Origin of the sequence: Brevibacillus gelatini, assembly GCF_003710935.1 — a bacterium.
GTDB lineage: Bacteria > Bacillota > Bacilli > Brevibacillales > Brevibacillaceae > Brevibacillus > Brevibacillus gelatini.
The window spans coordinates 17,293-43,167 of sequence record NZ_RHHS01000009.1; the positions used below are offsets into that span (position 1 = coordinate 17,293).

22 protein-coding genes are annotated in these 25,875 nt (G+C 52.6%); 18 read left to right on the forward strand and 4 right to left on the reverse strand.

From position 1 onward, the window contains the following. The first annotated feature begins 15 nt into the window (after positions 1-15). The 11 genes from EDM57_RS02540 (at position 16) to yunB (ending at position 14,619) form a co-directional block, all read left to right on the forward strand. Entirely contained in the window at positions 16-2,433 is a 2,418-nt protein-coding gene (locus tag EDM57_RS02540; protein ID WP_122903203.1) for a heavy metal translocating P-type ATPase, read from the forward strand. Between the two features lie 67 nt (positions 2,434-2,500). Continuing rightward, entirely contained in the window at positions 2,501-2,704 is a 204-nt protein-coding gene (locus tag EDM57_RS02545) for a copper ion binding protein (RefSeq protein ID WP_122903204.1), read from the forward strand. A 228-nt stretch (positions 2,705-2,932) separates the two neighbouring features. After that, positions 2,933-3,886, forward strand: coding sequence for a sporulation protein (locus tag EDM57_RS02550; protein ID WP_122903205.1), 954 nt, complete (start codon positions 2,933-2,935; stop codon positions 3,884-3,886). 242 nt (positions 3,887-4,128) lie between these two features. After that, positions 4,129-4,878 carry an MntP/YtaF family protein gene (locus EDM57_RS02555; protein WP_122903206.1) on the forward strand — a complete coding sequence of 250 codons (750 nt, stop codon included), beginning with the start codon at positions 4,129-4,131 and terminating at the stop codon, positions 4,876-4,878. A 196-nt stretch (positions 4,879-5,074) separates the two neighbouring features. Next, positions 5,075-6,679, forward strand: a complete 1,605-nt coding sequence (locus tag EDM57_RS02560) for a methyl-accepting chemotaxis protein (RefSeq protein WP_122903207.1) — start codon at positions 5,075-5,077, stop codon at positions 6,677-6,679. A gap of 249 nt (positions 6,680-6,928) precedes the next feature. After that, positions 6,929-7,681, forward strand: coding sequence for a DeoR/GlpR family DNA-binding transcription regulator (locus EDM57_RS02565; protein WP_122903208.1), 753 nt, complete (start codon positions 6,929-6,931; stop codon positions 7,679-7,681). Continuing rightward, a complete protein-coding gene (gene pfkB / locus EDM57_RS02570; RefSeq protein ID WP_122903209.1) occupies positions 7,678-8,592 on the forward strand; it encodes a 1-phosphofructokinase in 915 nt (304 codons plus the stop codon). The genes EDM57_RS02565 and pfkB overlap by 4 nt, the downstream gene beginning before the upstream one ends. 16 nt (positions 8,593-8,608) lie before the next feature. Next, positions 8,609-10,525: a PTS fructose transporter subunit IIABC gene (locus EDM57_RS02575; protein ID WP_122903210.1), complete on the forward strand. Its 1,917-nt coding sequence runs from the start codon at positions 8,609-8,611 to the stop codon at positions 10,523-10,525. 15 nt (positions 10,526-10,540) lie between these two features. After that, positions 10,541-10,801, forward strand: coding sequence for an HPr family phosphocarrier protein (locus tag EDM57_RS02580; protein WP_122903211.1), 261 nt, complete (start codon positions 10,541-10,543; stop codon positions 10,799-10,801). A gap of 265 nt (positions 10,802-11,066) precedes the next feature. Beyond that, a complete protein-coding gene (locus EDM57_RS02585) occupies positions 11,067-13,871 on the forward strand; it encodes a calcium-translocating P-type ATPase, SERCA-type (protein WP_122903243.1) in 2,805 nt (934 codons plus the stop codon). Positions 13,872-13,917: 46 nt separating this feature from the next. Beyond that, positions 13,918-14,619: a sporulation protein YunB gene (yunB, locus tag EDM57_RS02590; RefSeq protein ID WP_122903212.1), complete on the forward strand. Its 702-nt coding sequence runs from the start codon at positions 13,918-13,920 to the stop codon at positions 14,617-14,619. Positions 14,620-14,657: 38 nt separating this feature from the next. On the opposite strand, the gene EDM57_RS02595 is transcribed toward yunB, so the two are convergent. Both EDM57_RS02595 and EDM57_RS02605 read right to left on the reverse strand, forming a co-directional pair. Next, positions 14,658-15,572, reverse strand: a complete 915-nt coding sequence (locus EDM57_RS02595; RefSeq protein WP_122903213.1) for a hypothetical protein — start codon at positions 15,570-15,572, stop codon at positions 14,658-14,660. Positions 15,573-16,238: 666 nt separating this feature from the next. Continuing rightward, positions 16,239-17,363, reverse strand: a complete 1,125-nt coding sequence (locus tag EDM57_RS02605; RefSeq protein ID WP_122903215.1) for a hypothetical protein — start codon at positions 17,361-17,363, stop codon at positions 16,239-16,241. 289 nt (positions 17,364-17,652) lie between these two features. Here EDM57_RS02605 and EDM57_RS02610 point away from each other — a divergent pair, with 289 nt between their 5' ends. Next, positions 17,653-18,651, forward strand: coding sequence for a copper amine oxidase N-terminal domain-containing protein (locus EDM57_RS02610; protein ID WP_122903216.1), 999 nt, complete (start codon positions 17,653-17,655; stop codon positions 18,649-18,651). A 6-nt stretch (positions 18,652-18,657) separates the two neighbouring features. Here EDM57_RS02610 and EDM57_RS02615 read toward each other — a convergent pair whose 3' ends face one another. After that, a complete protein-coding gene (locus EDM57_RS02615; protein WP_122903217.1) occupies positions 18,658-18,900 on the reverse strand; it encodes a hypothetical protein in 243 nt (80 codons plus the stop codon). Then, positions 18,857-19,372 carry a GNAT family N-acetyltransferase gene (locus EDM57_RS02620; RefSeq protein ID WP_122903218.1) on the reverse strand — a complete coding sequence of 172 codons (516 nt, stop codon included), beginning with the start codon at positions 19,370-19,372 and terminating at the stop codon, positions 18,857-18,859. Before EDM57_RS02620 ends, EDM57_RS02615 begins: the two co-directional genes overlap by 44 nt. Positions 19,373-19,546: 174 nt before the next feature. On the opposite strand from EDM57_RS02620, the gene EDM57_RS02625 reads away from it, so the two are divergent. The 6 genes from EDM57_RS02625 to EDM57_RS02655 all read left to right on the forward strand — a co-directional run bounded on the left by EDM57_RS02625 (position 19,547) and on the right by EDM57_RS02655 (position 25,664). Continuing rightward, positions 19,547-20,638, forward strand: coding sequence for a PAS domain-containing sensor histidine kinase (locus EDM57_RS02625; protein WP_122903219.1), 1,092 nt, complete (start codon positions 19,547-19,549; stop codon positions 20,636-20,638). Beyond that, complete coding sequence (locus EDM57_RS02630; protein WP_122903220.1) at positions 20,613-21,269, forward strand: response regulator transcription factor; 657 nt, start codon at positions 20,613-20,615, stop codon at positions 21,267-21,269. Before EDM57_RS02625 ends, EDM57_RS02630 begins: the two co-directional genes overlap by 26 nt. Before the next feature lie 151 nt (positions 21,270-21,420). Beyond that, entirely contained in the window at positions 21,421-23,109 is a 1,689-nt protein-coding gene (locus EDM57_RS02640) for a YcdB/YcdC domain-containing protein (RefSeq protein ID WP_170163353.1), read from the forward strand. A 206-nt stretch (positions 23,110-23,315) separates the two neighbouring features. Then, positions 23,316-23,483, forward strand: coding sequence for a cytochrome c oxidase subunit 2A (locus tag EDM57_RS02645; protein WP_122903223.1), 168 nt, complete (start codon positions 23,316-23,318; stop codon positions 23,481-23,483). 24 nt (positions 23,484-23,507) lie between these two features. Beyond that, positions 23,508-23,975 carry a cytochrome c oxidase subunit II gene (locus EDM57_RS02650; protein ID WP_122903224.1) on the forward strand — a complete coding sequence of 156 codons (468 nt, stop codon included), beginning with the start codon at positions 23,508-23,510 and terminating at the stop codon, positions 23,973-23,975. Positions 23,976-23,990: 15 nt separating this feature from the next. Then, positions 23,991-25,664 carry a b(o/a)3-type cytochrome-c oxidase subunit 1 gene (locus tag EDM57_RS02655; protein ID WP_122903225.1) on the forward strand — a complete coding sequence of 558 codons (1,674 nt, stop codon included), beginning with the start codon at positions 23,991-23,993 and terminating at the stop codon, positions 25,662-25,664. The last annotated feature ends 211 nt before the right edge of the window (positions 25,665-25,875 follow it).

The window sequence follows — 25,875 nt, forward strand, 5'->3', positions numbered from 1 at the left end:
TCTGGAGGAATTGGTATGAGTACCAAAACGGCAGAAGCTACCGTGCCGATTTCCGGGATGACGTGTGCGGCCTGCGCGCTCCGTATTGAAAAAGGCTTGAAAAAGCTCGATGGTGTCGAGACAGCCAATGTGAATCTGGCCTTGGAAAAATCGACGGTCGTCTTCGATCCGGGGAAAACGAGTCTCGACGATATTCGCTCGAAAATTGAAGCGCTTGGCTATGGTGTCCCCGCAGACAAGGTGGAACTGAACATCACGGGCATGACGTGCGCAGCCTGCTCGACTCGCATCGAGAAAGGCTTGAACAAAATGCCCGGCGTCCTGAAGGCGAATGTAAATCTTGCCATGGAAACGGCCACGGTTGAATACGATGCTTCACAGGTGGGCGTGGCGGATCTGGTTCGTCAGGTGGAAAAGCTTGGGTATCAGGCGGCGCGCAAGGAAGCAGGCAGGGAAGAGGAGCAGGTCGATCGCCGGATGGCAGAGATCAGGCGGCAGACGCAAAAGTTCCTGATCTCGCTGATCTTGTCGCTGCCGCTGCTCTGGGCGATGGTCAGCCACTTTTCCTTCACCTCGTTTATCTGGCTGCCGGACGCTTTGATGAACCCGTGGGTGCAGCTCGCTCTGGCGACACCTGTGCAGTTCATCATCGGGGCGCAGTTTTACGTCGGGGCGTACAAAGCGCTGCGCAACAAAAGCGCCAACATGGATGTGCTTGTTGCGCTGGGTACTTCGGCTGCCTACTTTTACAGCTTGTACGTGGCGATTTCTTCCATCGGTTCCGGCGCGCATATGCTGGAGCTGTATTTTGAAACAAGCGCGGTGCTGATTACGCTGATCTTGCTGGGCAAGCTGTTTGAGGCGAAGGCAAAGGGACGTTCCTCGGAAGCGATCCGCAAGCTGATGGGCCTGCAAGCCAAAACGGCTGTCGTCGTACGCGATGGCGTGGAAATGACGATCCCCGTCGAGGAAGTACGGCCGGGAGACGTCGTGCATGTGAAGCCCGGCGAAAAAGTGCCTGTCGACGGCATCGTGCTGGAAGGCCAGTCGGCCGTGGATGAGTCGATGCTGACGGGAGAAAGCATCCCGGTAGACAAGACGGCGGGCGATAAGGTTATCGGGGCGACCTTGAACAAAAACGGCTTCCTGAAAGTTACCGCGACCAAAGTCGGCAAAGAAACGGCTCTCGCGCAAATTATCAAGGTTGTGGAAGAGGCGCAAGGGACAAAGGCGCCGATTCAGCGGCTGGCCGACAGCATTTCCGGAATCTTCGTTCCCATCGTCGTCGGGATTGCTGTTGTGACTTTTCTCATCTGGTACTTCGCTGTCATGCCCGGCAACTTCGCCGAAGCGCTGGAAAAGGCTATTGCCGTACTGGTGATCGCTTGCCCGTGCGCGCTTGGCCTGGCTACCCCAACCTCGATCATGGCTGGCTCCGGGCGCGCCGCTGAGCTGGGTATCCTGTTCAAGGGCGGAGAGCATCTGGAAACAGCGCACCATCTGGACACGATTGTCCTCGACAAGACGGGGACCGTCACCAAAGGGGAGCCTGAGCTGACAGATGTCATCCCCGTTGATTTTGCCGAACAAGAATTGCTCGCACTGGTGGGGGCTGCGGAGAAAAACTCCGAGCATCCGCTGGCCCAGGCGATTGTTCGCGGCATTGCAGAAAAAGGCGTGGCGCTTTCCGAACCCAGCTCGTTTGAAGCGATCCCCGGCTTTGGCATTCGGGCCACCGTTGCGGGCAAGGACGTGCTGGTCGGCACCCGCCGTCTGCTGGAGCAGCAGCACGTATCATATCAGGCAGTAGCAGATGTCATGCTCTCGCTGGAACAGGCGGGAAAAACAGCGATGCTTGCTGCCGTAGACGGCAAGCTGGCCGGGCTGATCGCCGTGGCCGATACGATCAAGCCGACCTCGAAGCAAGCGATTGAGCGGCTGAAAGCAATGGGTCTGACCGTCATCATGATGACGGGCGACAACCGCCAAACTGCGGAAGCCATCGCCCGCGAGGCAGGAATCGGGCACGTCATCGCCGAAGTCCTGCCCGAAGGCAAGGCCGCCGAAGTGAAAAAGCTGCAAGCCCAAGGCAAAAAGGTCGCCATGGTCGGCGACGGAATCAACGATGCCCCGGCACTTGCCACGGCTGACATCGGCATGGCAATCGGAACCGGGACAGATGTGGCGATGGAAGCGGCAGATATTACTCTCATGCGCGGTGAGCTGACCAGTGTCGCCGACGCCATCGAAATGAGCAAGCGCACCATTCGCAACATCAAGCAAAACCTGTTCTGGGCTTTCGCCTACAACACATTGGGCATCCCGTTCGCCGCCCTGGGCTTCCTCGCCCCGTGGCTCGCCGGAGCGGCAATGGCGTTCAGCTCCGTCTCCGTCGTGCTCAACGCCCTGCGGCTGCAGCGCGTAAAGCTGTAATGCAAAACGGTAACAGGCGGCTTAGGCCGCATCCCTATACACCTAAAACCATAAGGAGAGATTGAGAATGAAAAACGTAACATTGAATGTAGAAGGCATGTCTTGCAACCATTGCGTGAACACCGTGGAAAAAACGTTGAAGGAGCTTGGCGCAGAGGGCAAAGTCAACCTCGCTGCCAAAACAGTCGAGGTTTCCTACAACGAAAGCACCCTGACGCTGGAAGCGATCAAGGAAGCGATTGAAGAACAAGGATACGACGTAGTTGAATAGCTGTCAGCACCCCAAGCCCCTGTCTGGACTGCAAGTTCGGGCGGGGGCGTTCTGCATGTGTATCCTGGTACGAGTCGAGTGGTTTTCTGCTCTTTTCCAAAAGGTGCATTTCGTGCGGGATACAACCGAGAGCAGGCTTCGTGCCCGCGGATTAGCTGCTCGCATTACCGGCTCTTTTTCTGCTACACTATAAATATAAGGTATTGCTTATATTTGGAGGAGAAGCCGATGTTCAAAAAGCTGATGGCAAAATTCGGGGTAGGAGCGGCAACGGTTGATCTCAAGCTGGACGCCCCTGGCTACCGACTGGGAGAGACGATGACGGGTGTCGTGCGGATCGAGGGCGGCAACGTGGAGCAGCGCATTTCCGAGCTGAGCGCTGTCCTGCTGATGAGAGTGAATCTGCGCGGGCAGGAAGTAACCAGGCAGGTGCAGGTTTATCCGATCAGCCGCAACTTTACGGTACAGCCAAAGCCGTTCGTGCAGGAGATTCCGTTTTCGTTTGAGATGCCGCCCGAACTGGCTGTGTCGACGCCAGCGGTCCAGTACGCGCTGCAAACCAGACTCGATGTGGAAATGGCACTCGACCCGACCGATTTTGACCGCGTCGAGGTTTTGCCGCCGGAGCCAGTGGAGCGCGTACTCCGTGCGTTTGACCGCCTGAACCTGCGCCAGAAGCCGGATTCCGGCAAGCTGACACCGTACGGGCAAGAGTTCTCCTTTTTCCCGGCAGCCAACCTGGGCATTCCGCTCAATGAGCTGGAAGTGGTCTTTTTCACCTCGCCAGACGAGCTGCGCATGCTGGTAGAGCTGGACCTGGCTACAGGCTTTATGCGCCGCGAGAAGGAGTACAAGGCCGAAATCGTGGTGCCGCAGCCATTGCTCGCATCTGGACAAGAGGAAGAACTGTCCCGTTATCTGCTGGAGAAAATTCGCGAATTTGCAAACAACCCGCAAGCGATTCCGTACGTGTCGCTCGCTTCCTACCGTCAGGGGCATTACGGTCATCACGGCCACCACGGCAGCGGCATGGGCGGCATGATCGGGGGCATGGCAGCCGGGCTGCTGGGTGGCATGCTGCTTGGCGAGATGATGTCGTCCGTTGAGGAAATGGCCTTCGATGATGGCGGCGAGGGCGATGAGATGGATTTTGACTTCGACTTTGGCGGTTTTGACGAGTAACGGGAAAAGGCATTTTTCATACGCATACAGGAAAGAAAGCCATTGCTTGCTGGACGACGGCAGGCGATGGCTTTTTTGCAGCAATCCGGCGAAAGCGGGCGTGGTCTCCCGGGTCGCCCGTCCACTCGCGGACTTTTCGCAAAACGCGGAGCGCTCGGGAATAAGCCGCTCCCTTGTATGGTTGCACGCGAAAAGCCCTTTTTGCGTATATCTAATAGGCAATGGGAAAGAGGTGACCATATATGAGCGGATGGCTCGCACTCCTGCTCGTTTCCCTGGCCATCAGCATGGACAGTGTCAGCGTTGGATTGACGTATGGTTTGCGCAACATGAAAATGCCCTTTTTGTCGCTGGTCGTCGTATCTGGATGTTCGTTTGCTGTTGTATATGGTGTCATGCTCGTGGGCGCTTCGCTGACGGATTGGCTGACGCCTGAGATTGGCAAGTATATTGGCGCAGCCGTCCTGATTTTCATGGGCTTGTTTACGCTCTGGCGGCTTTTTTCTTCGCGCCAGGGGCGGGAAAAGGCGCCTGATCTGCCGGATCTGTCGTCTGTACAGTCCGGTATGCTGGCGAGTCAAGCAGACGCGCAGACGGCTGCTGGCAGAGAGACGGCTGTTTTCGCCAAAGAAACGCAGGTGGAACTGGATCGCACAGTGTTGACCCAATTTCGCATCTTCGGCGTCATGATTCAGATTTTGAAAGACCCTGCCAAAGCCGATGCGGATCGCTCGGGACATATCATGGGCTGGGAAGCGGTCATGCTGGGGCTGGCTCTCTCTTTGGACGCGTTTGGAGCGGGGATCAGCCTGACGTTTTTGGGCTACTCGCCACTCGTCGTCGCCCTGTGTATCGCGATGATGAGCGCGCTCTTGCTTGCAGTCGGGCTTGCGATCGGACGGCGCGCGGGAAAAACGCGGTGGCTTGCCCGCCTGACCTGGTTGCCGCCGATTTTGCTCATTTGCATCGGGTTGGCCAAAAGCTTGAAATAACCATCCCTGTAACCTGTAGTCCGCCTGTGCGGGACAGCGCTGCTTGCGTCCCGTGTAGGCGGACGTTTTGGTTTTGTGCTGCCAGGACCGAAGCGGCATTTTTTGCGAATAAATGCCAAACGACAGAAAGGAGAGTGGGAGTAATTGGATAATTATAACGATACTTACTATTCTGGATAATGGAGTGGGTGGGGCTGTGAAAGCGAGTCAAAAGCTGAAGCAAAGGTCGTTGCGAAAGGTGCAGCAAGCCGCAAAAGAAATCGAAGCGCTCTTGCAGGAAGGGACGGTCCAGGACAATAGCGCGAAAATCAGACAAAAGCTGGACGAGATGCTGGAAGGAGACGAATATATGGTTCTCGTCACGCGGGAGGGTCTTGGGATCATTCACACGAACCGATTGCGGGAAGGCACATTGTTCAACGATGAAGTCGGGTTACGCGCCGCGCGAACCAATGAACCGTTGGCACAAATGTACCACCGCAACACCGGGGAGCTTTTGCTGGACACCTCTGTGCCGATTCGGGTAAGGGGAGAGCACGCATATAGTCTGCGCTTGGGTGTGGTCGTACCCGCTTTGTCCTATGGCTGGAAGCTGGTGGGGGCCTTTGTCGTCCCTGTTTGTTTCGCAACAGTCGGTCTGTGGCTGGCTCAGTCGCCCTGGACAGAAGGAGCGGCGGCAGCGATAGGCATCGTGCTTGCCGTCTGGATCGGGCTGTTGACCCAGCGCAATTTCCGCCAAAACTGGCGCGACTGGATGAGGGTCACGAAAGCCATCTCATCGGGCAAGCTGAAAGCAAGAGTGCAGACTGCGCGGCGCGACGAGTGGGGGCAGATGTCGTTTGAACTCAACAAAATGATTATTGGCATTCATGGCATTTTGACGGAACTGCGGCAGACGGCGCAGGCGACCCGAGAGATCAGTACAAAGCAGGACGCAATGGTTCAGGAGCTGCTAAGCGCTTCCGAACAGCTTTCTGCCGGGCTGCAGCAGGTGCACAGCGGAGCGCTGGAGCAGGCGAGTCTGGTTGAAGATACGGAAGCGGTTTTAAAAAAGATTACGACGCTGATTCGCAAGGCCGGGAGTGAATTGAAAGAGACGAGTACGCTGACCCAGGAAGCGGAGCTGGCCGCCAGGGAGTGGAGCGTCAAAACGAGCCACTTGCACATGCAAATGCAGCGCATCGAGCAGGCAAGCCATACGACAGAAACCTCGATGCAGGAGCTAAAACAGCAGGCTGCCGGGATTGAGCAGATGATCCGCGAAATTCGGGAAATCGCCGAACAGACAAACCTGCTGGCGCTGAATGCAGCGATCGAAGCTGCGCGAGCGGGGGCGGAAGGACGGGGATTTGCCGTCGTCGCAGATGAGGTGCGCAAGCTGGCGAACCGGGCAGACGAAGCTGCTTCCCACATTATGGACGTCGCCGGTGCGATTACCAGGAAGTCTTATCAGACCGTGCAAGTCGTCCAGGAAGAACGCCAGGAGGTACAAAGCGGACTGGCACTCATGCAGGAACTGCAAGCAATCGTGCACGTCCTGTCCGAAAAATCAGCCCTCTCCGCCGCTCATACGGCGCGCAATGCGGAAGTCATGGGCGAAGTGCTGCGCGATGTCGACGAGGCCGAGCAAAATATCGAGAAGGTCATGCACATCTCGCAAAGCTTTTCTGTCTCAGCGAAGGAGGCGGCCGCAGCCGGCGAGGCCCAGCTAAACGCAACCGAGCAGGTAGCCGACCAGGCCAGACGACTTCACGATACATCGGTGAAGATTCACCAGATTGCCGAGCGCTTTGAGCTGTAAGCTAGCTGTACAAGCCAAGTATCATGTGGATGAAAAAAGGAAGCCGCGATCCAGGGTGGAGAATGCTGGTCGCGGTTTTTTTGGCTGGTCGGAACATTCGATTCATTCAACGTCTCCCGTTTGTTTCGCGGAAGTATGACCAATTTTGACAGAAATTCTGATTGATTATGACTATTTACGATTGTTTTTGATTGAATGTGCGTGTATAATCAAAATCAATCCGATGGCACTGCCAGAAGGGAGGGTATAATGCTAACTCCAGAACGTCATCAGTTGATTATCGCGCTTGTAAAAGAAAAAGATTTTGTGCGCATCCATGAACTTGTCGAGGCTACAGGAGCGTCCGAGTCAACGATTCGACGGGATTTGAGTGAATTGGAAGAACAACGCCTGCTCAAGCGTGTCCACGGTGGAGCGTCTGTGCTGCAGAGCAAGATCGAGGAGCCGACGATCCTGGAAAAGTCGGTCAAGCGCGAGCGGGAAAAGACAGCGATTGCCAAATACGCTGCCAGCCTGGTAAACGACCGCGATTCGATTTTTATCGATGCGGGCACCACGACGTATCAGATGCTTCCGTACTTGCCCGAGAACATCATGGTCGTGACGAATGGGGTGGATATAGCCCTCCACCTGATTAAGCGCCACATCCGAACCATTCTTCTGGGAGGTGAATTGAAAGCGGCTACATTGTCGCTCGTCGGGCGAGACGCGATCAAGTCGCTCAGCCAATATCGCTTTGACAAGTGCTTTCTCGGCATGAATGCGATCGACCAAAACCACGGCCTGACTACACCGGACCCCGATGAAGCATACGTCAAGCAGTTGGCGCTGCAGTTCTCGGATGAACGCTTTGTATTGTGCGACTCCGACAAGTTTTCGCGCGTCACGTTTGCCAAGGTGAGCGACCTGCACGGAATTACGCTCATCACGGATAACGGTATTAGCCCAGAGGAACAACAAGTGTACAGCAGAATAACAACTCTTAAAGTGGTGAAAGCATGATTTACACAGTAACCCTGAACCCATCGATTGACTATCACATCTGGCTGTCTGCCCTGTCGCAAGGAACGATTCACGAGGCGCAAAAGGAGTGGAAGGTTGCAGGCGGAAAAGGGATCAACGTCTCGAAAGTGCTCCGCGCTCTCGGTGAAGATAGTACGGCTCTTGGATTCGTCGGTGGGTTTACGGGAGTATTCATACAACAACAGATCGAGCAAGCCGGTATTGCTCATCAGTTTATCCGGATCCAGCACGATTCGCGGATCAACGTAAAAATCAAGGCTGAGAACGAGACGGATATTAGCGGGGTTTCTCCTCCTGTTCCGGAAGAAGCGCTTGAGCGCCTTTTTGCCCAGATCGACCGTTTGCAAAGCGGCGATTACCTCGTCCTCGCCGGAAGCATTCCGAAGAGCTTGCCTGCCGACATCTACCAGATGATGATGCAGCGGCTGCGCGGCAAGGGAGTGCGCATTTTCCTCGACGCCAAAGGACAGGCCCTGAAAAACGGGTTGGCGGAAGAGCCGTTTCTCATCAAGCCGAATCACCATGAATTGGGCGAATTGTACGGCGTGACGATTGCCACTCCTGCCGAAGCGATTGAGTGGGGGCGAAAAGCGCTGCAAATGGGCGCGCAAAACGTCATCGTCTCCATGGCTGGTCAAGGAGCGGTCTTTGTCAACCAAAATGAGGCTTATACCGCCCGGATTCCCCAGCGAAAACCAATCAATTCAATCGGCGCCGGAGACTCGATGGTCGCAGGATTTCTCTACGCGCTCACACGCGGGATGAATAACGAAGCGGCGTTTCGTTTTGCCGTAGCGGCCGGAAGTACGACGGCCTTGTCGGAAGGTTTTTGCACACTTGAAAAAATAGAAGCTTTTATGCAGGACGTTACCATTTCCGTCATTTCGTGAAGGGGGGTTTACACCCATGAACAATAAGATTCGCATTGCTGATTTGCTGAAATCAGACACGATTATCGTTCATTTGTCGGCTACCACAAAAGAAGCTGTGCTGGATGAGTTGATCGAGCAACTCGACAAAGCGGGACGTTTGAATGACAAGGCTGGCATGAAGCAGGCCATTCTCGCCCGCGAGGCTCAAGGCTCTACGGGAATTGGCGAGGGAATCGCCATCCCGCATGCCAAGACTGCTGCGGTCAAGACGCCCAGCATCGCCTACGGTTTTTCCAAAGAGGGCGTGGAATTCGAATCCCTCGATCAGCAAAAAGCGCATCTGTTCTTTATGATCGCGGCAACCGAAGATGCCAACCAGGCTCATCTGGCGACGCTGGCACAGCTCTCCGAAATGCTCATGGACGAGTCGTTTCGCCAGGAGCTGATGAAAGCAGAGACGAAGGAGCAGGTGCTTGCGGTTATCACGAGCAAGGAAAAAGAACTCCAGCGCGAAGATGAAAGCGTTACCGCAGACGCGGCGGCCGACCAGCAGCATGTGTCCGCCAAAGTCGTCGCTGTAACAGCTTGCCCGACTGGTATCGCTCACACCTACATGGCTGCCGATTCCTTGAAGAAAAAGGCGGCGGAGCTGGGGATTTCGCTCAAGGTGGAGACGAACGGTTCTGGCGGAGTGAAAAACGAGCTGACGCCGCAGGATATTGAAGAAGCTGCTGCTGTCATCGTGGCCGCTGACCGGCAGGTGGAGATGGAGCGGTTCGCCGGAAAAGTTGTCATCCAGGTTCCGGTCGCCGAAGGTATCCGCAATGCCGAAGACCTGCTGCAGCGCGCCGTCAAACAGCAGGGCAGCGTTTATCGCGGGGGCGCGAGCAGCTATCAGGAAAAGATTCAGGAAGGCAAGGACGCGAAAAAGTCCAAACAGCCAGCCTTTTACCGTCACTTGATGAATGGCGTATCCAATATGCTGCCGTTCGTCGTGGGCGGCGGGATTATCATCGCGCTCAGCTTTTTGTTCGGAATCAAGGCGTTTGACCCGAACGACCCGTCCTTCCATCCGCTGGCCAAAGTATTGATGGACATCGGCGGGAATACGGCATTTCAACTGATGATTCCTGTACTGGCAGGGTTTATCGCGTCCAGTATCGCGGATCGACCTGGTTTTGCGCCCGGTATGGTGGGCGGCCTGCTCGCTACTACATCGGGTTCCGGCTTCCTTGGCGGAATTATCGCAGGCTTTTTGGCCGGATATATCGTGCTTGGGTTGAAAAAGCTGTTTGCCGGACTGCCGCAATCGCTGGAAGGGATCAAACCGATGCTGTTGTACCCGCTGCTGGGTATTTTGATTACAGGCTTTATCATGGTCTATATTGTCTCCGATCCCGTCGCAGCAGCCAACACGGCACTTGGCAACTGGCTGAAAAACATGGGGACGGGAAATGCGGTTATCCTTGGTATCATTTTGGGCGCGATGATGGCCTTTGACATGGGAGGACCCGTCAACAAGGCGGCCTTTACATTTGGAATTGCGATGATTACCGAAGGGAACTACGGCCCGCACGCAGCCATTATGGCGGCTGGCATGACTCCGCCGCTCGGCATTGCCTTGGCCACTACCCTGTTCAAAAAGAAATTTACGGACGAAGAGCGGCAAGCAGGAAAAACCGCTTACGTTCTGGGGGCTTCCTTCATCACGGAAGGAGCGATTCCGTTTGCGGCGGCTGACCCTACGCGCATCATTCCTTCCATCATGGTTGGCTCTGCCGTGGCCGGCGGCTTGTCGATGCTGTTCGGGTGCACATTGCCGGCTCCGCATGGCGGTTTGTTCGTTCTTCCGGTTGTCGGCAACTGGCCGCTGTACCTCGTTTCGATTGTTGCGGGTGTCATTGTGACAGCCCTGATGATAAAATTGCTGAAAAAAGACATAACAGAGTAAAAGGAGTTGGACATCATGTTGACCAAAACATTCACCATTCAAAATCCGAGCGGCATCCACGCCCGTCCGGCCAGATTGTTCGTCGAGAAAGCGACCTCTTTTCCGTGCGACGTGAACGTCATCAAAGGCACCAAGAAAATAAACGGCAAGAGCATCATGGGCCTGATGACGCTGGGAGCAGCCAAGGGAGATCAAATCACGCTGGAAATCTCCGGAGGACAAGCAGCGGAAGCGATGGAAGCACTGGGCAAGGTGCTTGAGTCGGTTCACGATTAATAGACGAAGATGCCTCCTGCGGTGAACGGCAAGGAGTGCTTGTGATGTTGCAAAAGGGATTGGTTCAGGCGCACACTGCGTCCTGATCGGAGAATCGCCCTTTCTTCAGATGGCGGTGTGTGAAAACTGCCATTCTGCAGAATGTGGCGATTTTTTTTGCGTCCAAAAATCCGCTTACGCTGTCGCTTTGGACAGCTCCTGTTTTATTTTCCGGCTCGTCTGCATACACATGGCAATGAGTGAGAAGTGGATGGAGGAGATGCAGGTGGATACACAGCCAATTCGAAAATGGTACACGCTGGCAGCAGCCGACGTGACCGAAGCCCTTCATAGCGATGCGGCGCAGGGACTGACCCAGCAGGAGGCGGAACGGAGACTGGCTAAGCATGGGGCCAACCAGTTGGCTGAGAACAAACGCAAGCCGCTCTACGCGGTCTTTCTTGACCAGTTCAAAGATTTTATGGTGCTCATCCTGTTCATCGCCACGCTGATTTCCTACTTTCTGGGGGAGTATCTGGATGCGATTACGATTATTGCGATCATCATCATTAACGGCATACTCGGGTTCATTCAGGAGGCCAAGGCTGAGCGATCCCTGCAAGCGCTAAAAGAGCTGGCATCCCCGATGGCCCGGGTCATTCGCGAGGGGCAAATCTCCATGATTCCCGCTTCCCGTCTCGTGCCGGGCGACCTGGTGGTGCTCGAAGCGGGGGACCGGGTTCCGGCAGACATGCGGCTTTTGACCGCCAATCGGCTGGAGATAGAAGAGTCGGCGCTGACAGGCGAATCTGTCCCTGTCGCCAAAAACGTCAAAAAATTGGACACGGCCCAAGCCTCGACGGTTCCTTTGGGCGATCAGAAAAACCTCGCCTTCATGGGCACGATGGTGACAGGCGGAACAGGCAGCGGCATCGTCGTGGCGACCGGGATGGATACGGAAATCGGGAAGATCGCCCACATGATGAACGCAGCGGAAGAAGTGGAAACGCCGCTGCAAGCGCGTCTGGAGCAAATGGGCAAAATTCTCGTGGTCGTCGCGTTGCTGTTGACGATTGTCGTGATCGTCGCCGGGGTTTGGCACGGACATGAGTTGTTTACGATGTTTTTGGCAGGGGTCAGCCTCGCGGTAGCGGCCATCCCGGAAGGCTTGCCAGCGATTGTCACCGTCGCGCTGGCGCTCGGTGTGCAGCGGATGATCCGGCGCAATGCGATCGTGCGCAAGCTGCCGTCGGTCGAGACGCTTGGCTGCGCTTCGGTCATCTGCTCCGACAAGACAGGTACCCTCACCCAGAACAAAATGACGGTTACGCATGTCTGGCACAGCGATTCCACCTATGAAGTCACCGGAAGCGGCTACGTTCCGGAGGGAGCTTTTCACTATCAGGGAAAAATGGTGTCTCCCACCCGCGACGGAGCGCTCACGCAAATCATTCGCATCGCAGACCGCTGCAACAATGCCCGCCTGATCTGCGAGGAACAAGGCACACGCAACTTGCTTGGCATGGGCAAAACAACGCGGCATTGGCAGATCGTCGGCGATCCGACAGAAGGAGCATTGAAGGTACTGGCGGCAAAAGCGACAGGCCATGCCGGAGAGCGGGGCAACCCGAAACAGCAGTCGGTGCGTGTCGAAGAGCTGCCTTTTGATTCCGACCGCAAAATGATGTCCGTCGTCGAAAAAGGCGCAGACGGCGTTCACTCCCTGTTGACCAAAGGCGCGGCAGAGGCGGTGCTGGCGCGATCCACGCACATTCTCTGGGGCGGCCAACTGCAGCCGCTGACGGCTTCGCTGCGCCATCGGGTGCTGGAGCAGACAGAGCTGATGGCGGGCCAAGCACTGCGGGTTCTCGGCTTCGCCTACAAAACGCTGCAAGGCTATCGCCCTGGGCAGCCAATCGGTACGTTGGAAAACAATCTCGTCTTCGTCGGGCTGGTCGGGATGATCGACCCGCCGCGCGAAGAGGTTCGCTCCGCGATCAACCTGTGCCATCAGGCGGGTATCAAGACCGTCATGATTACGGGCGACCACAAGGTGACGGCGGAAGCGATTGCCCGGCAGATCGGGATGATGCGCGGCTACGGCGAGGTGCTGGAGGGGCGCGAGCTGGACGGGATGTCCGATGAGGCTCTGGCCGAGCACGCCGAGCGCGTGACCGTCTACGCGCGGGTGTCTCCCGAGCATAAGCTGCGGATTGTGCGCGCCCTGCAAAGCAAAGGACACGTCGTGGCGATGACAGGCGACGGCGTCAATGATGCCCCGGCGATCAAAACGTCGGACATCGGCATCGCGATGGGGATAACCGGGACAGATGTGACGAAGGAAGCCGCCGATTTGGTCCTGCGCGACGACAACTTCGCCACGATTGTCGCCGCCGTCGAGGAAGGGCGCAACATATACGACAACATCCGCAAATTTATTCGCTATTTGCTCGCGTCCAACGTAGGAGAGATTCTTGTCATGTTTTTTGCGATGCTACTCGGCTTGCCGCTGCCGCTCGTGCCCATTCAGATTTTGTGGGTCAACCTGGTGACAGACGGCTTGCCTGCCATGGCGCTTGGGGTCGATCAGGCTGAGGCTGACACGATGTATCAGCGCCCGCGCAACAAGGCAGAAAATATTTTTGGGCGGGGCCTGGGCTGGAAGATCATCAGCCGCGGCTTTTTGATCGGCGCGATGACCTTGCTCGCTTTCTGGCTGACGCTGCGCGAAAATCCAAACGATCTCGTTCACGCCCAGACCGTCGCCTTCGTCACATTGGTCATGGCCCAGCTGATCCACGTGTTCGACTGCCGTAGCCAGTACAGTGTGTTTCACCGCAACGTGTTTGAAAACAAATATCTCGTCTGGGCTGTCATTTCGTCTTTGGTGCTGGTGATTGGGGTCGTGTACATCGACGCTCTCCAGCCGATTTTCAAAACGACAGATTTGTCCCTTCGCGACTGGGCGCTGATTCTCGTCACATCTGGTGTCCCTACGTTCGTGGCCGGGATCGGCGGCGTTCTCGCCAGCGGTCGGTCACAGGCAGGCAGGGAAAAGCGTTCTGCCATGCGCACGGTACGTCCTGATTGAAAGCTGAGCTTGCTGTGTACAGCGAAACGAGGGAGAGGAAGCAACTGTGCGTTTTCGAAAAGGAGGCTGGAAAAGGCGCGGCAGACGCATCTTCGCTATGTTTTTGGTTGGCGTCGTATGCTTGTTGATCCTGTTCATGATCGTGGAAAAACGGATTGAGCCAACCTTGATGCTGATCGCCCAATCCAAAGTCGATCAGGTGGCAAAGCTCGCCATTACGGATGCGGTTACGAAGCGTCTGACACAGCAAGGCGTGGATTTCAACGAGATCGTAATGATGGAAAAAGACGAGGAAGGCAGCATCAAAGCGGTCAATTTCAATTTCCGCGAGTATTCGCGAATCGTAGGGGAGACGACCGCCCGCATTCAAAATCGGCTGAAAGAGTTCGAGCAGGAGAACGTCCAGACGACGATTCCGCTCGGCCTGGCTACCAAAAACGTGTTTCTGGAACATTTCGGCCCGGAAATTCCCGTCTCGTTCGTGCCGATCGGCGCCGTGAAGACCCGACTGGAAACGGGGCTGAAGCAGGCTGGCATCAACATGGTGCTCGTCACCGTCTACATTTACGTCGAGGTCGACTTGCGCGTAGTCATCCCGTTTGCAACCAAGCAGCAAACGGTCACGACGCAAATACCGATCAGCGAGGCATTGATCGTAGGCAAGGTGCCGAGCTACTTGTACAACAACCCGGCCGGGAAGCCGGATGTACCGATGCCGAGGAATGAGCAGATGATTCACCAGCCGTAATGGAAGAGGGGCGGCAATTTGGCCGCCCTTTGCTCGTGTTATTTTGCAGATTCCATTGTTTGTTTAAACTTGGCTTGTTCAAATGAGGGTGTACTATTTTGGAAGGATTCAGGTAATGCAAAGGTAGCCTTTTTCGCTTTTTCATCAAACTCAATGGAAAGCACTTCTATGCTGTTTGTCACTTCATTTTTATCATTGGTTTCTTCTAATTTTAGAAGCACACCCGTTTCGGTATCGACCCACATCGTAAAGTGTGTAGCTTGATGCTTTTCTGCTAAAATACGATCTTCGTGCTTGCCTTTCACCATAGCTACAGTGCGGTTAAGCAGTTTTTCTGTGCCCACAATTTCATGGTTGTCAGGAGTCAGCCAGAATGCATAGTCTTGGGGAAACACGACATCTTTCGCGCTTGCGGAGAAGGCCGGGTCAGGTCTTTTGACAAATACTTTTTCTCCTTGTTCATTTTTATACGTTCGAGGTTCATTTTTGTTAAACGCAGTTGATTCATTTGCTTTACTGACCTTGGTCTTCTTGTACGTTTTTCGGTTATGTTTAACGTCCCAATAAAACTCTCCATCAAATGCCGTTTCTTTGATGAGTTCTGCTTTCGTATTATTCAGCACTTTTACATGGCTGCGAGGGTTGTTTCCTTGTTGGACTTCGAATTCTACGGTTTCATCGACTCCAAGCGGAGCGAGAATTACCCGATAGGAGCCGCTAACATTTTGGTAATTGTCAATGGCATTGAGCATTTTTGCTTGGAGGGTCTTTGCATCCATGACCGCCGGAACTAATTCCGTCTGCTGCTCGGCTGTAACTGGTTCAGCTATTGTCGCTGATTGTGCTGCTTCCATTTTGGGTGTTTCTTCTGCATGACTTTTCACGGAATAAAAACCAGTAAGCCCCAAACCAAGCAAAGAGGTTGCCAGGATAACAGCTTGTGTTTTTTTCACGATAATCGCTTCCTTTTCCTAATTTGCATTACCGGGATCAAGAGAAAACGGGGTGGCATCTGTTGAGGTGATTGAGTAGTTGAGGTCTCGTTTTATATGACATAATATACTACATGGATTTTGGGAATTTTGTCGTATTTTGTATAACTATATTAGTTTCGAATAGGCATGGTGTTATTTTCTTTGGCGGAAAAGGAATAGCAAAACATGTTGTTAGAGTATAGATCAGTAATCAATGATGCGAATCTATTTGGGACTAAATAGATCAGAAGATTAATGGTATAATTTTTAATAATTGTTATGTAGTGGTATATTTTTAATAAAAGGAGGAGTAATTTATGAATAAGTTTTTGCTCGGGGGAGTGTTCTCCATACTTATCATAATATTCGCTATAGCAAGTTTTTATTTTCGACTAAATCCACCAAACACAGTAGGAGTTATACCTCCTGGAAATTTGACCACCGAGACATATCTTAATTTTGCAATACAGTTACTAACAGGTATTAGCTTTTTTATCTTTTTCGTTACTTCTTGGAAGAGGAAAAAATAACGACAGAAAAGCCCATAGGTGTTAAACTATCGTAACAAAAGCTACAATCTCATAATTCGTATGTCTCAAAAACAGACACACTCCTTACATTAGGGAGTGTGTCTGTTTATTGAAGTTAATATCCAGAGACTACTGTCACATTATAGTTCTCGAATTTTTTTGGATAGTTGAGAATAATTTCACGTGCACCTTGGCAAAACTTCGCAGCATTTCTACTCAGATCAAGCCTTTCTGCTGTTGCGTATGCTTTACTCGTAAGAGCAGTAAATGTTCCAAGTGCTCCAGCATAACCTGTTACAATTGCTAACCACCCTGCTGGTCCGGTACCAAATCCAGCTACGATTGCACCCAAACCCATCAAAATCAAAAACCAATCGAATGTTTCAGAATAAAGATTATATTTCATTTTAGTAATAATATAGTATTCATATTCATTTATACTTTTTTTGAATGCAACCATACTACTTGCATTTTTTGAACTCCCAACTGTTGACCCGGTAACTCTAATATATTTATGGCCAGCTACTCCCAATGCCTGCGCAGTAAAAGCACCAGTAGACAAATTGTGGTTATAGAAGTTATCGAATGCTCCTGCAGCTTCAGTAGAAGCTAATGATGCCAATTTCTTCTCATCAATCTCAATATGATTTGTCTCAGTGTTAAACTTAACAGCATTAGATTCCTTGATTTTTGCTGCTATTTTTTTTACTTTTTCTAGGTCTGCTTTCTTAATTCCCGGAACTGGTTTAAATTCTTCTTCATCAATATCACTTATAGCGCGTTCTACATTTTTTTGCACGGAAATCTTTTTTGCATTAGTAAGATCAGCACTAGATAAAGTGTTTTTTTCTGACTTGTTTACAGAAATAGTCATAGCTTCATCGTATTGCTTGGTTTGTTTTTTAGCCTTTGCTTCTCCTGTATTATAGTCGTTTTGAAATTCTTCTGAAGTAACGACAGTATTAATGTAATTGTTATTTCTATCGTAGTAATCTTCTATTTTGAACATCTTTGTTTTAATTTGGTTTGCATCTGCAGTAATTTCTGTGATCGCATTAACTTGCTTATAGCCTGTTACCTCAAATACCCCTTCATCATTAGGCTCGTCTGATAGTGTTTCAATGCTATAGGCTTCTACATTTTTGATAGTATCGCTTTCATTTGTTTTGGCTGAGGCTGGAACTAGAATCACTTGAAAGAGTAAAGCAAATGTTGTTATTAAACTAAGAATCCTTTTCATCTCTTGTCCTCCTTAAAATTTACAAAATACTCTTTTACTTTATCTCAAATTATGTAAAAAATAGTTACAAATTGGTAAAAACATACACCGAATCCCGTTCGCCTTGTCTGCCAGAACAACTCCTGTTCATTACATGTACCGCCTTCCAATCTGTCCAAGAATCCAGTCTGCGAATTTCATCAAGTGTCACAACCCTACCCGAAAAATTTGTTGAAACGTATCCAAAACTCCTCCGTCCAATGAATAGAAACACGCAACAAGTGAAATACAAGCATTGGAGGAACACAACATGAAAACAATTCGTACAGGCATGATGACATTGGCGGCTTTGGCCGTTCTGGGAACGAACATCGTATCGGCTGCCTCCGAACCGGTAAAAGAACTGTCGGTCAATGTAAACGGAAGCGCGCTTGAGCAAGCCGCTATTTTTGATAAAGAACAACAAACCGTTTTGGTCCCGCTGCGCCCTGTAGCGGAATCCCTTGGGTACAAAGTAAGCTGGAACAACGAACAGCAGGCAGCCGAAGTGCAAAAAGGCGCGATTGCAAGCTACGCCAAGGTCGGAGAGGATCGCTACCCGTTTGCGAAAATGTACAAGACACTCGGAGCAAAACCGCTTCTCGTAAATGGCAGCACCTATGTTCCGGTCGCTTTCGTGGATGAAATCCTGCAAGCAGAAGTCCATGTGACAGACAGTGCGGTGACGGTTGTGGACGAAGAGGCAGAAAAAGCGCCAGTGCGTACGGGCACGATCACGGCAATCAACAAAAAAGACGATGGCAAAATCTCGATTGCCTTGAATGGATACGAGACGGGAATCATCCTGCACATCAGCGCGGAAACCAAAATGACTGACGCTTCCGGCAAAGAGCTGAAGCCGGAAGACTTGAAGCTGGGCATGGAAGTGGAAGCGACACACCAGCAAATGATGACGATGAGCATGCCGCCGCAGACAGGCGCGCTCAGCATCGTTGTCAAGAGCAGCCTGGAATCTGCGGAAGTCATCGGGACAACCGGAAAAGTAACAAGCATCGAGCCTGACCAGCAAGGCACCTACAAGATGGTTGTAGAGGGCCGCGGCCTGACAGCGACCTCTCCGGAAAAAGTAGCGCTGATTATCAACGACAAGACCAGCATCGTCAATGCCAAAGACAACAAGGCACTCAAGCCGGAAGACCTGAAGGCTGGCATGAATGTGTTCGCGTTCTACGGACCGAAACTGACGCGCAGCCTGCCGCCAATCGGTGTGGCGGAGAAAATCGTCGTGGAAATCACCGAAGCCGAATAAAACAGGTCAACCGGAAAACACCCAGGCTGACCTGCTAATAGAAAGGAACGGGATGGCACTTGCTGTCCCGGTTTTTTTGTCAAAAATCAATCGCCCTGTGCGAATGCTCAAGAGCGGAACGGCAGCGACCGGGTCGCCTTTTTTGTTTCGGGGCAGGCGCAGGCTGCACAGACCGGCAATCAGGGGAATCCCGGACGTTTTCCGTTCAAAAAGCGTATGCCATGCAAATGACCCGGCCAAGTCGCTCATGCTCCCGTTCCTCGTAGGCAGTGAAGCCGTACTTTTCATAAAACGGGACGACCTTGCTGTTTTTGGCGAGGACGGCAAGGTGCAGGGACGTATAGCCGTTTTCCCGGTACCAATCGATCAGGCAGTCGAGGAACTCTTTGGCGTAGCCTTTGCCTTGACAGTCGCTGTGCAGCATGATAAGCCCGAGCCAAGGTTGTTTGTCCCGCGGATTGCAGAGAATAAACTGTGCAATCCCGATGATGTTGCCGTTGGCAGATTCGCGCAGCGCCATGCTGTAGGAGTCCTCGAGGGCGAGGTTTTCCAGGTGATCGGCTTCTATCTCCTGGACAGTGACGGCGCGTTTTCCGAAGGCGCACTCCATATAGTCGGGGTTCGAGTTATAGACAGCAAGCAGCTCGGCAAAATCTGCGGGAGTGACTGGCGAAAAATGCAGCCGCTTGCTGGAGGGGATAAAAGCAGGAGAATGTGGCATACGAAGGCTCCTTTCTCGTCATTTAACAACAATCTAATTAGATGGTAATCTAATATAGGAAAATGTCAATGCCCTCAGCGTGCCAGTCAAGCAGGTTAAGGGAATTCCCTGATACACAACCGCCCCTGTAAACTCTACAATAGCACTTAGATGATTGTCTCAAAGGAGGAGCGCATGAGTACGTGGAGAGAAGACCTGGGGACATCCTATGAAGCCATATCCCTGATGCAGTCCATCTTTGCCAACGTCAGTGACGCCATCCTGGTGATCGACCATGAGGGCCGGATCGTCCGGGCCAACGCCGCGTTGGAGAAGATGACGGGGTGGACCGAAGACGAGCTGATCCGGGAAAAGCATATTTGCGAGCTTTGCCTGGGGATGGCAACCTGTATGGAGGAAACGAGCTGTGCGGACTGTTTTTTCAAACGCGTACAGATGCCGTCCTTTGAAATGAAGCTCCGTACAAAAGACGGTCGTGATTTTCCCGTAGCCGCCAGCTCCGCCCGATTGCCTGAAGAATCAGGGGGCAAGCTGGTGTTGATTTTGCGCGACATGTCGGCTCAGCAGCGTGCGGAAAAACAGCGTTACCAGCACAAGCTGACCCACTTTGCCATTCAGGCTCAGGAAGAGGAACGCAAGCGTATTGCCCGCGAACTGCACGACGGCATAGGGCAGGCGCTTTACAGTATTTTGGTAGGGCTGAATGTGGTCAGGCAAGGCAATCCGAGCGAAGCCGTCATGCAGCATGTGACGGAGCTGGTGAACATGACGTCGCGGGCGATGGAGGAAGTCAAGCGTATGGCACTGGAGCTGCGCCCGTCCGCTCTCGACGACCTTGGCCTTCTGCCTGCCTTGCGCTCGTTGATGAAGCGGCTGGAAAAAACATTCCACCTCCAGATCGAGCTGCATGTGCAGGGAGAGAAGCGACGGTATTCCGCCCCGATGGAAACAGCGCTGTACCGGATCGTGCAGGAGGCCATGACCAATACGGCGAAGTACGCGCAGGCGAGCCAACTCGGGATCATGTTCGAGAATCGGGAAAAAGAAGTGGTTGTAACGATCGTGGACGACGGTATCGGCTTTGAGGTGGAGAAGACGTTGAATTTCGGCAAGGGGCTTGGCTTGTTCGGCATGAAGGAACGGGCGCAACTGCTCGGAGGGACGGTCGATATTCGCTCGGCGCCCCAGGAAGGGACGACGGTCATCGTCCGTATTCCGTTGCCTGAGGAGGGGAAGTTGGATGACGATTCGCGTCTTGATCGCTGACGATCACGCGATTGTACGGTCCGGGCTGGGGATGCTAATCAATGCCCAGGAGGACATGGAGGTCGTCGGCTATGCGGCTGACGGCAAGGAGGCTTGCGAAAAAGCGCTGGAAATCCGCCCGGACGTGGTGCTGATGGATTTGAGCATGCCGCCGGGGGAGAACGGCCTGACGGCTACCGCGAGGCTGAAGGAAGCAGCGCCAGACATTCAGGTGCTCGTCCTGACCATGCACGACGATGAAGAATACTTGTTCCGCGTACTGCAGGCCGGAGCTGCCGGCTATATTTTGAAAAGCGCTCCCGATCTCGACCTGATCTCCGCAATCCGCTCCGTGAACAACGGCATGGCCTATTTGTATCCGTCAGCGACCAAATCGCTGATCGAGGAATTTTTGCAGATGGTCAAAAACGGCGAGGAGCAGGCCAAGTACGAAATTTTGACGGATCGGGAAAAAGAAGTGCTCGTGCTGATCGCCAAAGGCTTCAGCAACAAGGAAATCGCCGAGCAGCTCACCGTGTCCGTGAAGACCGTCGAGTCGCACAAGGCGCACATCATGGAAAAGCTGCATTTGCGCACGCGGCCTGATCTGGTACGGTATGCGATTAAAAAAGGCTGGCTTGATTTTGAATAGCTTCATGCTTTGACACGCCATTTTCGCGATGCGAGGGCGTGTTTTTTTTGTTTGTAAAAGACGAGGTAAATATGTAACTTTTTGGGTATCCCTCGCGTCTTTTTGTTTGTAAGTGTAAAAATATTTTTCATGCAAGGTTCAGGAGGGCAAGATGAAGAAGATCCATCAGTCTGTCATGACAGTTGTTGCAGCTTGCCTGCTCGCTGCAACGCCAATATGGACAGTGCCAGCGAACGCAGCAAATGGTACACAGGAGCAGCAGTCTCAGCAAAAGGAATTTTCCCAAGAGGTGCAAAATACGCTGGACAAATTGAAGGAAGCCATTCCGGAATTGAAAAAGCTTCGTATGAAAAGCAAAACGGAGAGAACACAGAGCATTCACTATTCGCATCCGGTTTGGGACGTAATACTGACAGATGAGCCGGAAACAGGAGCAGAGCAAAACAGCTTTGCCTATACTACCGCAAGAATCGTAATCGATTCCCAGAAAGGGCGACTGCTTTACCTGGACGTGCAAAATCCAGCCTGGGCATCTGCTGCCTACCCGGACGAAAAGCTGGCGCGCGAAAAGGCCGATGCGTTTCTCGCCAGCATGATCGGGAAGGATGTCAGTCAATTCAAGCAGTCCAAGTTGATGTCCAGGGGAAAAGCAGGGATGAGCGACGAAAAAGGTACAACGCTCGAATGGGCACGCTCTACTGTCCACTACAAGACGCTCATCAATCAGATTCCGGTTGAGGACCATGCGCTCTCGGTTTCTGTTGACCACGCCGGACACATTATCCGTTATGATGCGTACAATCAAGTCTTGCCTGACGAGGCAAAATGGCCTGACCCGAAACAGGCAATCCCGCTGGAAAAAGCAAAGCAGGTTTATCAGGATAAGCTGAAAATGGAGCTGCAATACGTAGCCGAGCAGCCGCTTTCCTATTCAGCGCCTGGCAACGTAAATGAGAAGAAGCCGATGCTAACTTACCAGCCGAACGAGGTGCGAACAATCGACGCCCTCACAGGAGAGGTGCTGGACCAGCCAGCCCAGCAGGCCAAGGAGAACGTTCAGGTAAAAGGCGAAGGAAAGTCCGTCAAAATCGCTTCGCAAAAAGAGGCCGAGCAATGGCTGAAGTCCCAGTTTGGCATTGATGTTTCCGGTGCTATTTTTGAATACGACGATCACAAGGACAATCTCCAAAGAGGATTACAGACGATTGAGTCGTATATATGGGATTTCTCAAAAAAAGACGACCATGCTTTTGATACCATTTCGCTTACCACTGATGCAGCCAGTGACCGTCTGATCGCCTTCCATCTGAATCTGCGGGAAGGACAGGAGCAGAAGAACAAAATCAGCGTCGAAGAAGCGAAGAAAAAAGCGCTTGCCGTGTTGCAGCCATACCTCGATCCGGCTGTTACCGAGCTGACGCTGTTCACGTTCGCGTATGATGATAAAGCAATTCCGGCCTGGGTGGACAAGAGCAAGCTGAGACCAAGGAACGAGCGGCGTACGGTTTCCTTCCATTTTGAGGGAAAACGCAACGGAATCCCCGTATCGGATGAGTTTTACCAGGTTGAGATCGATCTGGTGACAGGCGCCGTTATAGAGTTGAATCTCCATCCGCTCCATCCTGATATCGTCTTGCCCGCTGCCACAAAGCTGGTTAGCGCCCAGGAAGCAAAAGAAACGTACCAAAAGGAAGTCGAGCTGGAGCTGGTGTATTACTGGGAGCACTACGAAGATCAGCGTGCACCTGAGCCAAAGCTGGTCTACCAGCCAAAAAGAGAGGGCAGCTACCGCTTTGTCGACGCAACTACGGGCAAATTAATCGAATTGAAATATCAATAAAAATACTACAAACCACGAAAGCCGATCTCTGCACTTGCAGAAATCGGCTTTTTTGTCGAACATGTGACACAAACCGAGCAGAATCAGGAGTTTCCCCGACCAATTTAGGGGATTTCCCCGAATTACTTCCTTCTGGTTCCAGGAGTAGAATGAAGGCGTGAAAAATATGATGCGCCTGCGCGGCACACAGAAAGGAGAAAAGTGCGATGGAGACGCAAATCGACAAATTAAAGCAAGGCAAAAAGTCGAAAGAAAAAAAGACGCAGCCCGAGCAAGAGGAACTGAAGGGGACGTTTGCCGCTGTGCTAATTGTGGGGGGCATCATTCTCGTCGGTTGGCTGGGTGTATTCGGGCTTTTCCTGGAACGGGCGTAATAGAGGAAGAGAAGGAGGATACTTATGCATTTGCACCGTTATGAAAAAATATGGCTGATGCTTGGTGCAGGCGGTCTGGCGCTGTTTGTCGTGTTGCTGTGCGTCAATGCGTTTGCGATGGGAATGGCCCCGCCAAGCAGTATGGAAATGATCGACCCTGAAAAGGTGATGGAAACCCCTCCTTTTGATAAACCGGGACTAGTGCAGGTAGGAGACAAGGAGTACGACGCTTACATGACGGCGTTTGCCTTTGGCTTCGCGCCGACGAAGATGGAGGTCGAAGCAGGCTCTACGATCAACTTCCACGTCACAAGTCCGGACGTGATTCACGGATTCCAGATTCCGGAAACAAATGTCAACTTCATGGTCTTGCCGGGACATATCAGCTCGGCCAGCTATACGTTTGACAAACCGGGCGAGTATTTGATTCTTTGCAACGAATACTGTGGCGCAGGCCATCAGGTGATGGCAACCACGATTATTGTGAAATAGAGGTAGGTGAACCCTATGGTAATCGCACGAAAAATAGACGATTCGATTCCCCACGTTCCAATACAGCGGTCAGCGGCAAAGCTTAGTCTGGCGTATGTGTGGGTGGCGTATATCGCCTTCGGGCTGGCTGCATTGGCAGGTATGCTTCAGGGAATGGTGCGCGGCGGTATCATAGAACTGCCAAGCTGGATGAACTACTATCAAATCTTGACAGCTCATGGCGTATTGATGGCACTTATTTTTACCACGTTTTTCATTGTCGGGTTTATCTTTTCCGGTGTAGCCCGAACGACAGGCGGTTCCTTGCACGGAACGACGCTGAAACTTGGTTGGGTAGGCTGGATTCTCATGGTGACAGGTACGTTGATGGCTGGTGTCACAATTGTGATGAATGAAGCTTCGGTCCTGTACACCTTCTATGCTCCATTGAAAGCATCGCCTTATTTCTACATTGGTGCGGCCTTGCTCGTAGTGGGCAGTTGGCTGGCAGGCGTCGGGGTTTTTGCCAGCTACCGCAAATGGAGACGGGAAAATCCGGGGAAAACCTCTCCGCTGTTCGTCTTCATGTCTGTCGCCACTTATATTCTGTGGATCATCGCGACACTTCCGGTAGCGGTTGAGGTGCTGTTCCAACTCATTCCGTGGTCGCTCGGACTGGTACCAAGTATTAACATCATGCTCAGCCGCACGCTGTTCTGGTTTTTTGGTCACCCGCTCGTTTATTTCTGGCTGCTGCCGGCTTACATGGCCTGGTATGTATGCGTTCCGCGCATTATTGGCGGTCATGTTTTCAGTGACTCGCTCAGCCGTCTCTCTTTTATCTGTTTCTTGCTGTTCTCCATTCCGGTTGGGTTCCACCACCAATTGATGGAGCCGGGAATTTCCGCCGGGTGGAAAATGATCCACGTCGTTCTGACGCTGATCGTTGTTATTCCGTCGCTGATGACGGCGTTCTCGATGTTTGCTGTCTTCGAGACAACAGGCCGCAAAAAAGGTGGCAGCGGACTGTTCGGCTGGTTCAAGAAGTTGCCTTGGAGTGACGCTCGCTTCTTCGCTCCGTTTATGGGAATGCTGTTCTTCATTCCTGGTGGTGCGGGCGGAATTATCAACGCAAGTAACCAGCTCAATGCAGTCGTACACAATACGATTTGGGTAACAGGACACTTCCACATTACAGTCGGTGCTGCTGTTGCGCTCACTTTCTTCGGTGTCAGCTTCTGGCTGGTGCCAGCCTTGACGGGACGCAGGCTGACCAAGACGGCAAATCGCATGGCGATGGTGCAAACCGTATTCTGGTCGGTAGGGATGTTCCTGATGTCGTTTGCCATGCATACGATGGGGCTGCAAGGCGCACCGCGCCGGACAGACTACACGACATACATGGATCATCCGACCGCGCTTGGCTGGATGGATTACCAACGCGTCATGGCCTTTGGTGGAGGGCTGCTGTTTGTATCCGCGATTCTGTTGATTCTCATTCTGCTGTACCTGACATTCTACGCACCAAAAGGAAACACCGAGTATCCAATTGCTGAAACCGAGACTAATCAGACAGTGCCAGGCATTTTGGAGCGTTGGCCTGTATGGATCGGGCTGCTCGCCTTCCTGATTGTTCTGGCCTACGGCTATCCGATCATGGAGCAGATTCAGCATCAAGCGCCAGGCTCGCCTCCATTCCGGACCTGGTAAGATTAAGAAAACGAAAAAGCCAAGAGCCACTCTCCATATTATATGCATGGGAGTGGCTCTTTTTGCTTTTACCAGTATCCAAGAGCGGCCAATTCGGTGAAGGCGAGAATCAAGTAGCCAATTGCTAGCAGCCAGAGAGCGAGCAGCCTGAGATCATCCTCTTCAAAAGACATGGAACTCCTCCTTTATCTCTTGTTACTTCCAAAGTATT

Bases quoted from the DNA above. Each gene is read 5' to 3' on its own strand.
- EDM57_RS02640 (WP_170163353.1), top strand. From the start codon at position 21,421: ATGAAGAAGATCCATCAGTCTGTCATGACAGTTGTTGCAGCTTGCCTG.
- EDM57_RS02575 (WP_122903210.1), top strand. From the start codon at position 8,609: ATGAACAATAAGATTCGCATTGCTGATTTGCTGAAATCAGACACGATT.
- EDM57_RS02620 (WP_122903218.1), bottom strand. From the start codon at position 19,372: ATGCCACATTCTCCTGCTTTTATCCCCTCCAGCAAGCGGCTGCATTTT.
- EDM57_RS02605 (WP_122903215.1), bottom strand. From the start codon at position 17,363: ATGAAAAGGATTCTTAGTTTAATAACAACATTTGCTTTACTCTTTCAA.
- EDM57_RS02630 (WP_122903220.1), top strand. From the start codon at position 20,613: ATGACGATTCGCGTCTTGATCGCTGACGATCACGCGATTGTACGGTCC.
- EDM57_RS02580 (WP_122903211.1), top strand. From the start codon at position 10,541: ATGTTGACCAAAACATTCACCATTCAAAATCCGAGCGGCATCCACGCC.
- EDM57_RS02615 (WP_122903217.1), bottom strand. From the start codon at position 18,900: ATGAGCGACTTGGCCGGGTCATTTGCATGGCATACGCTTTTTGAACGG.
- EDM57_RS02540 (WP_122903203.1), top strand. From the start codon at position 16: ATGAGTACCAAAACGGCAGAAGCTACCGTGCCGATTTCCGGGATGACG.
- EDM57_RS02610 (WP_122903216.1), top strand. From the start codon at position 17,653: ATGAAAACAATTCGTACAGGCATGATGACATTGGCGGCTTTGGCCGTT.
- EDM57_RS02645 (WP_122903223.1), top strand. From the start codon at position 23,316: ATGGAGACGCAAATCGACAAATTAAAGCAAGGCAAAAAGTCGAAAGAA.
- EDM57_RS02655 (WP_122903225.1), top strand. From the start codon at position 23,991: ATGGTAATCGCACGAAAAATAGACGATTCGATTCCCCACGTTCCAATA.
- EDM57_RS02550 (WP_122903205.1), top strand. From the start codon at position 2,933: ATGTTCAAAAAGCTGATGGCAAAATTCGGGGTAGGAGCGGCAACGGTT.
- EDM57_RS02625 (WP_122903219.1), top strand. From the start codon at position 19,547: ATGAGTACGTGGAGAGAAGACCTGGGGACATCCTATGAAGCCATATCC.
- EDM57_RS02565 (WP_122903208.1), top strand. From the start codon at position 6,929: ATGCTAACTCCAGAACGTCATCAGTTGATTATCGCGCTTGTAAAAGAA.
- pfkB (WP_122903209.1), top strand. From the start codon at position 7,678: ATGATTTACACAGTAACCCTGAACCCATCGATTGACTATCACATCTGG.
- EDM57_RS02545 (WP_122903204.1), top strand. From the start codon at position 2,501: ATGAAAAACGTAACATTGAATGTAGAAGGCATGTCTTGCAACCATTGC.
- EDM57_RS02650 (WP_122903224.1), top strand. From the start codon at position 23,508: ATGCATTTGCACCGTTATGAAAAAATATGGCTGATGCTTGGTGCAGGC.
- EDM57_RS02555 (WP_122903206.1), top strand. From the start codon at position 4,129: ATGAGCGGATGGCTCGCACTCCTGCTCGTTTCCCTGGCCATCAGCATG.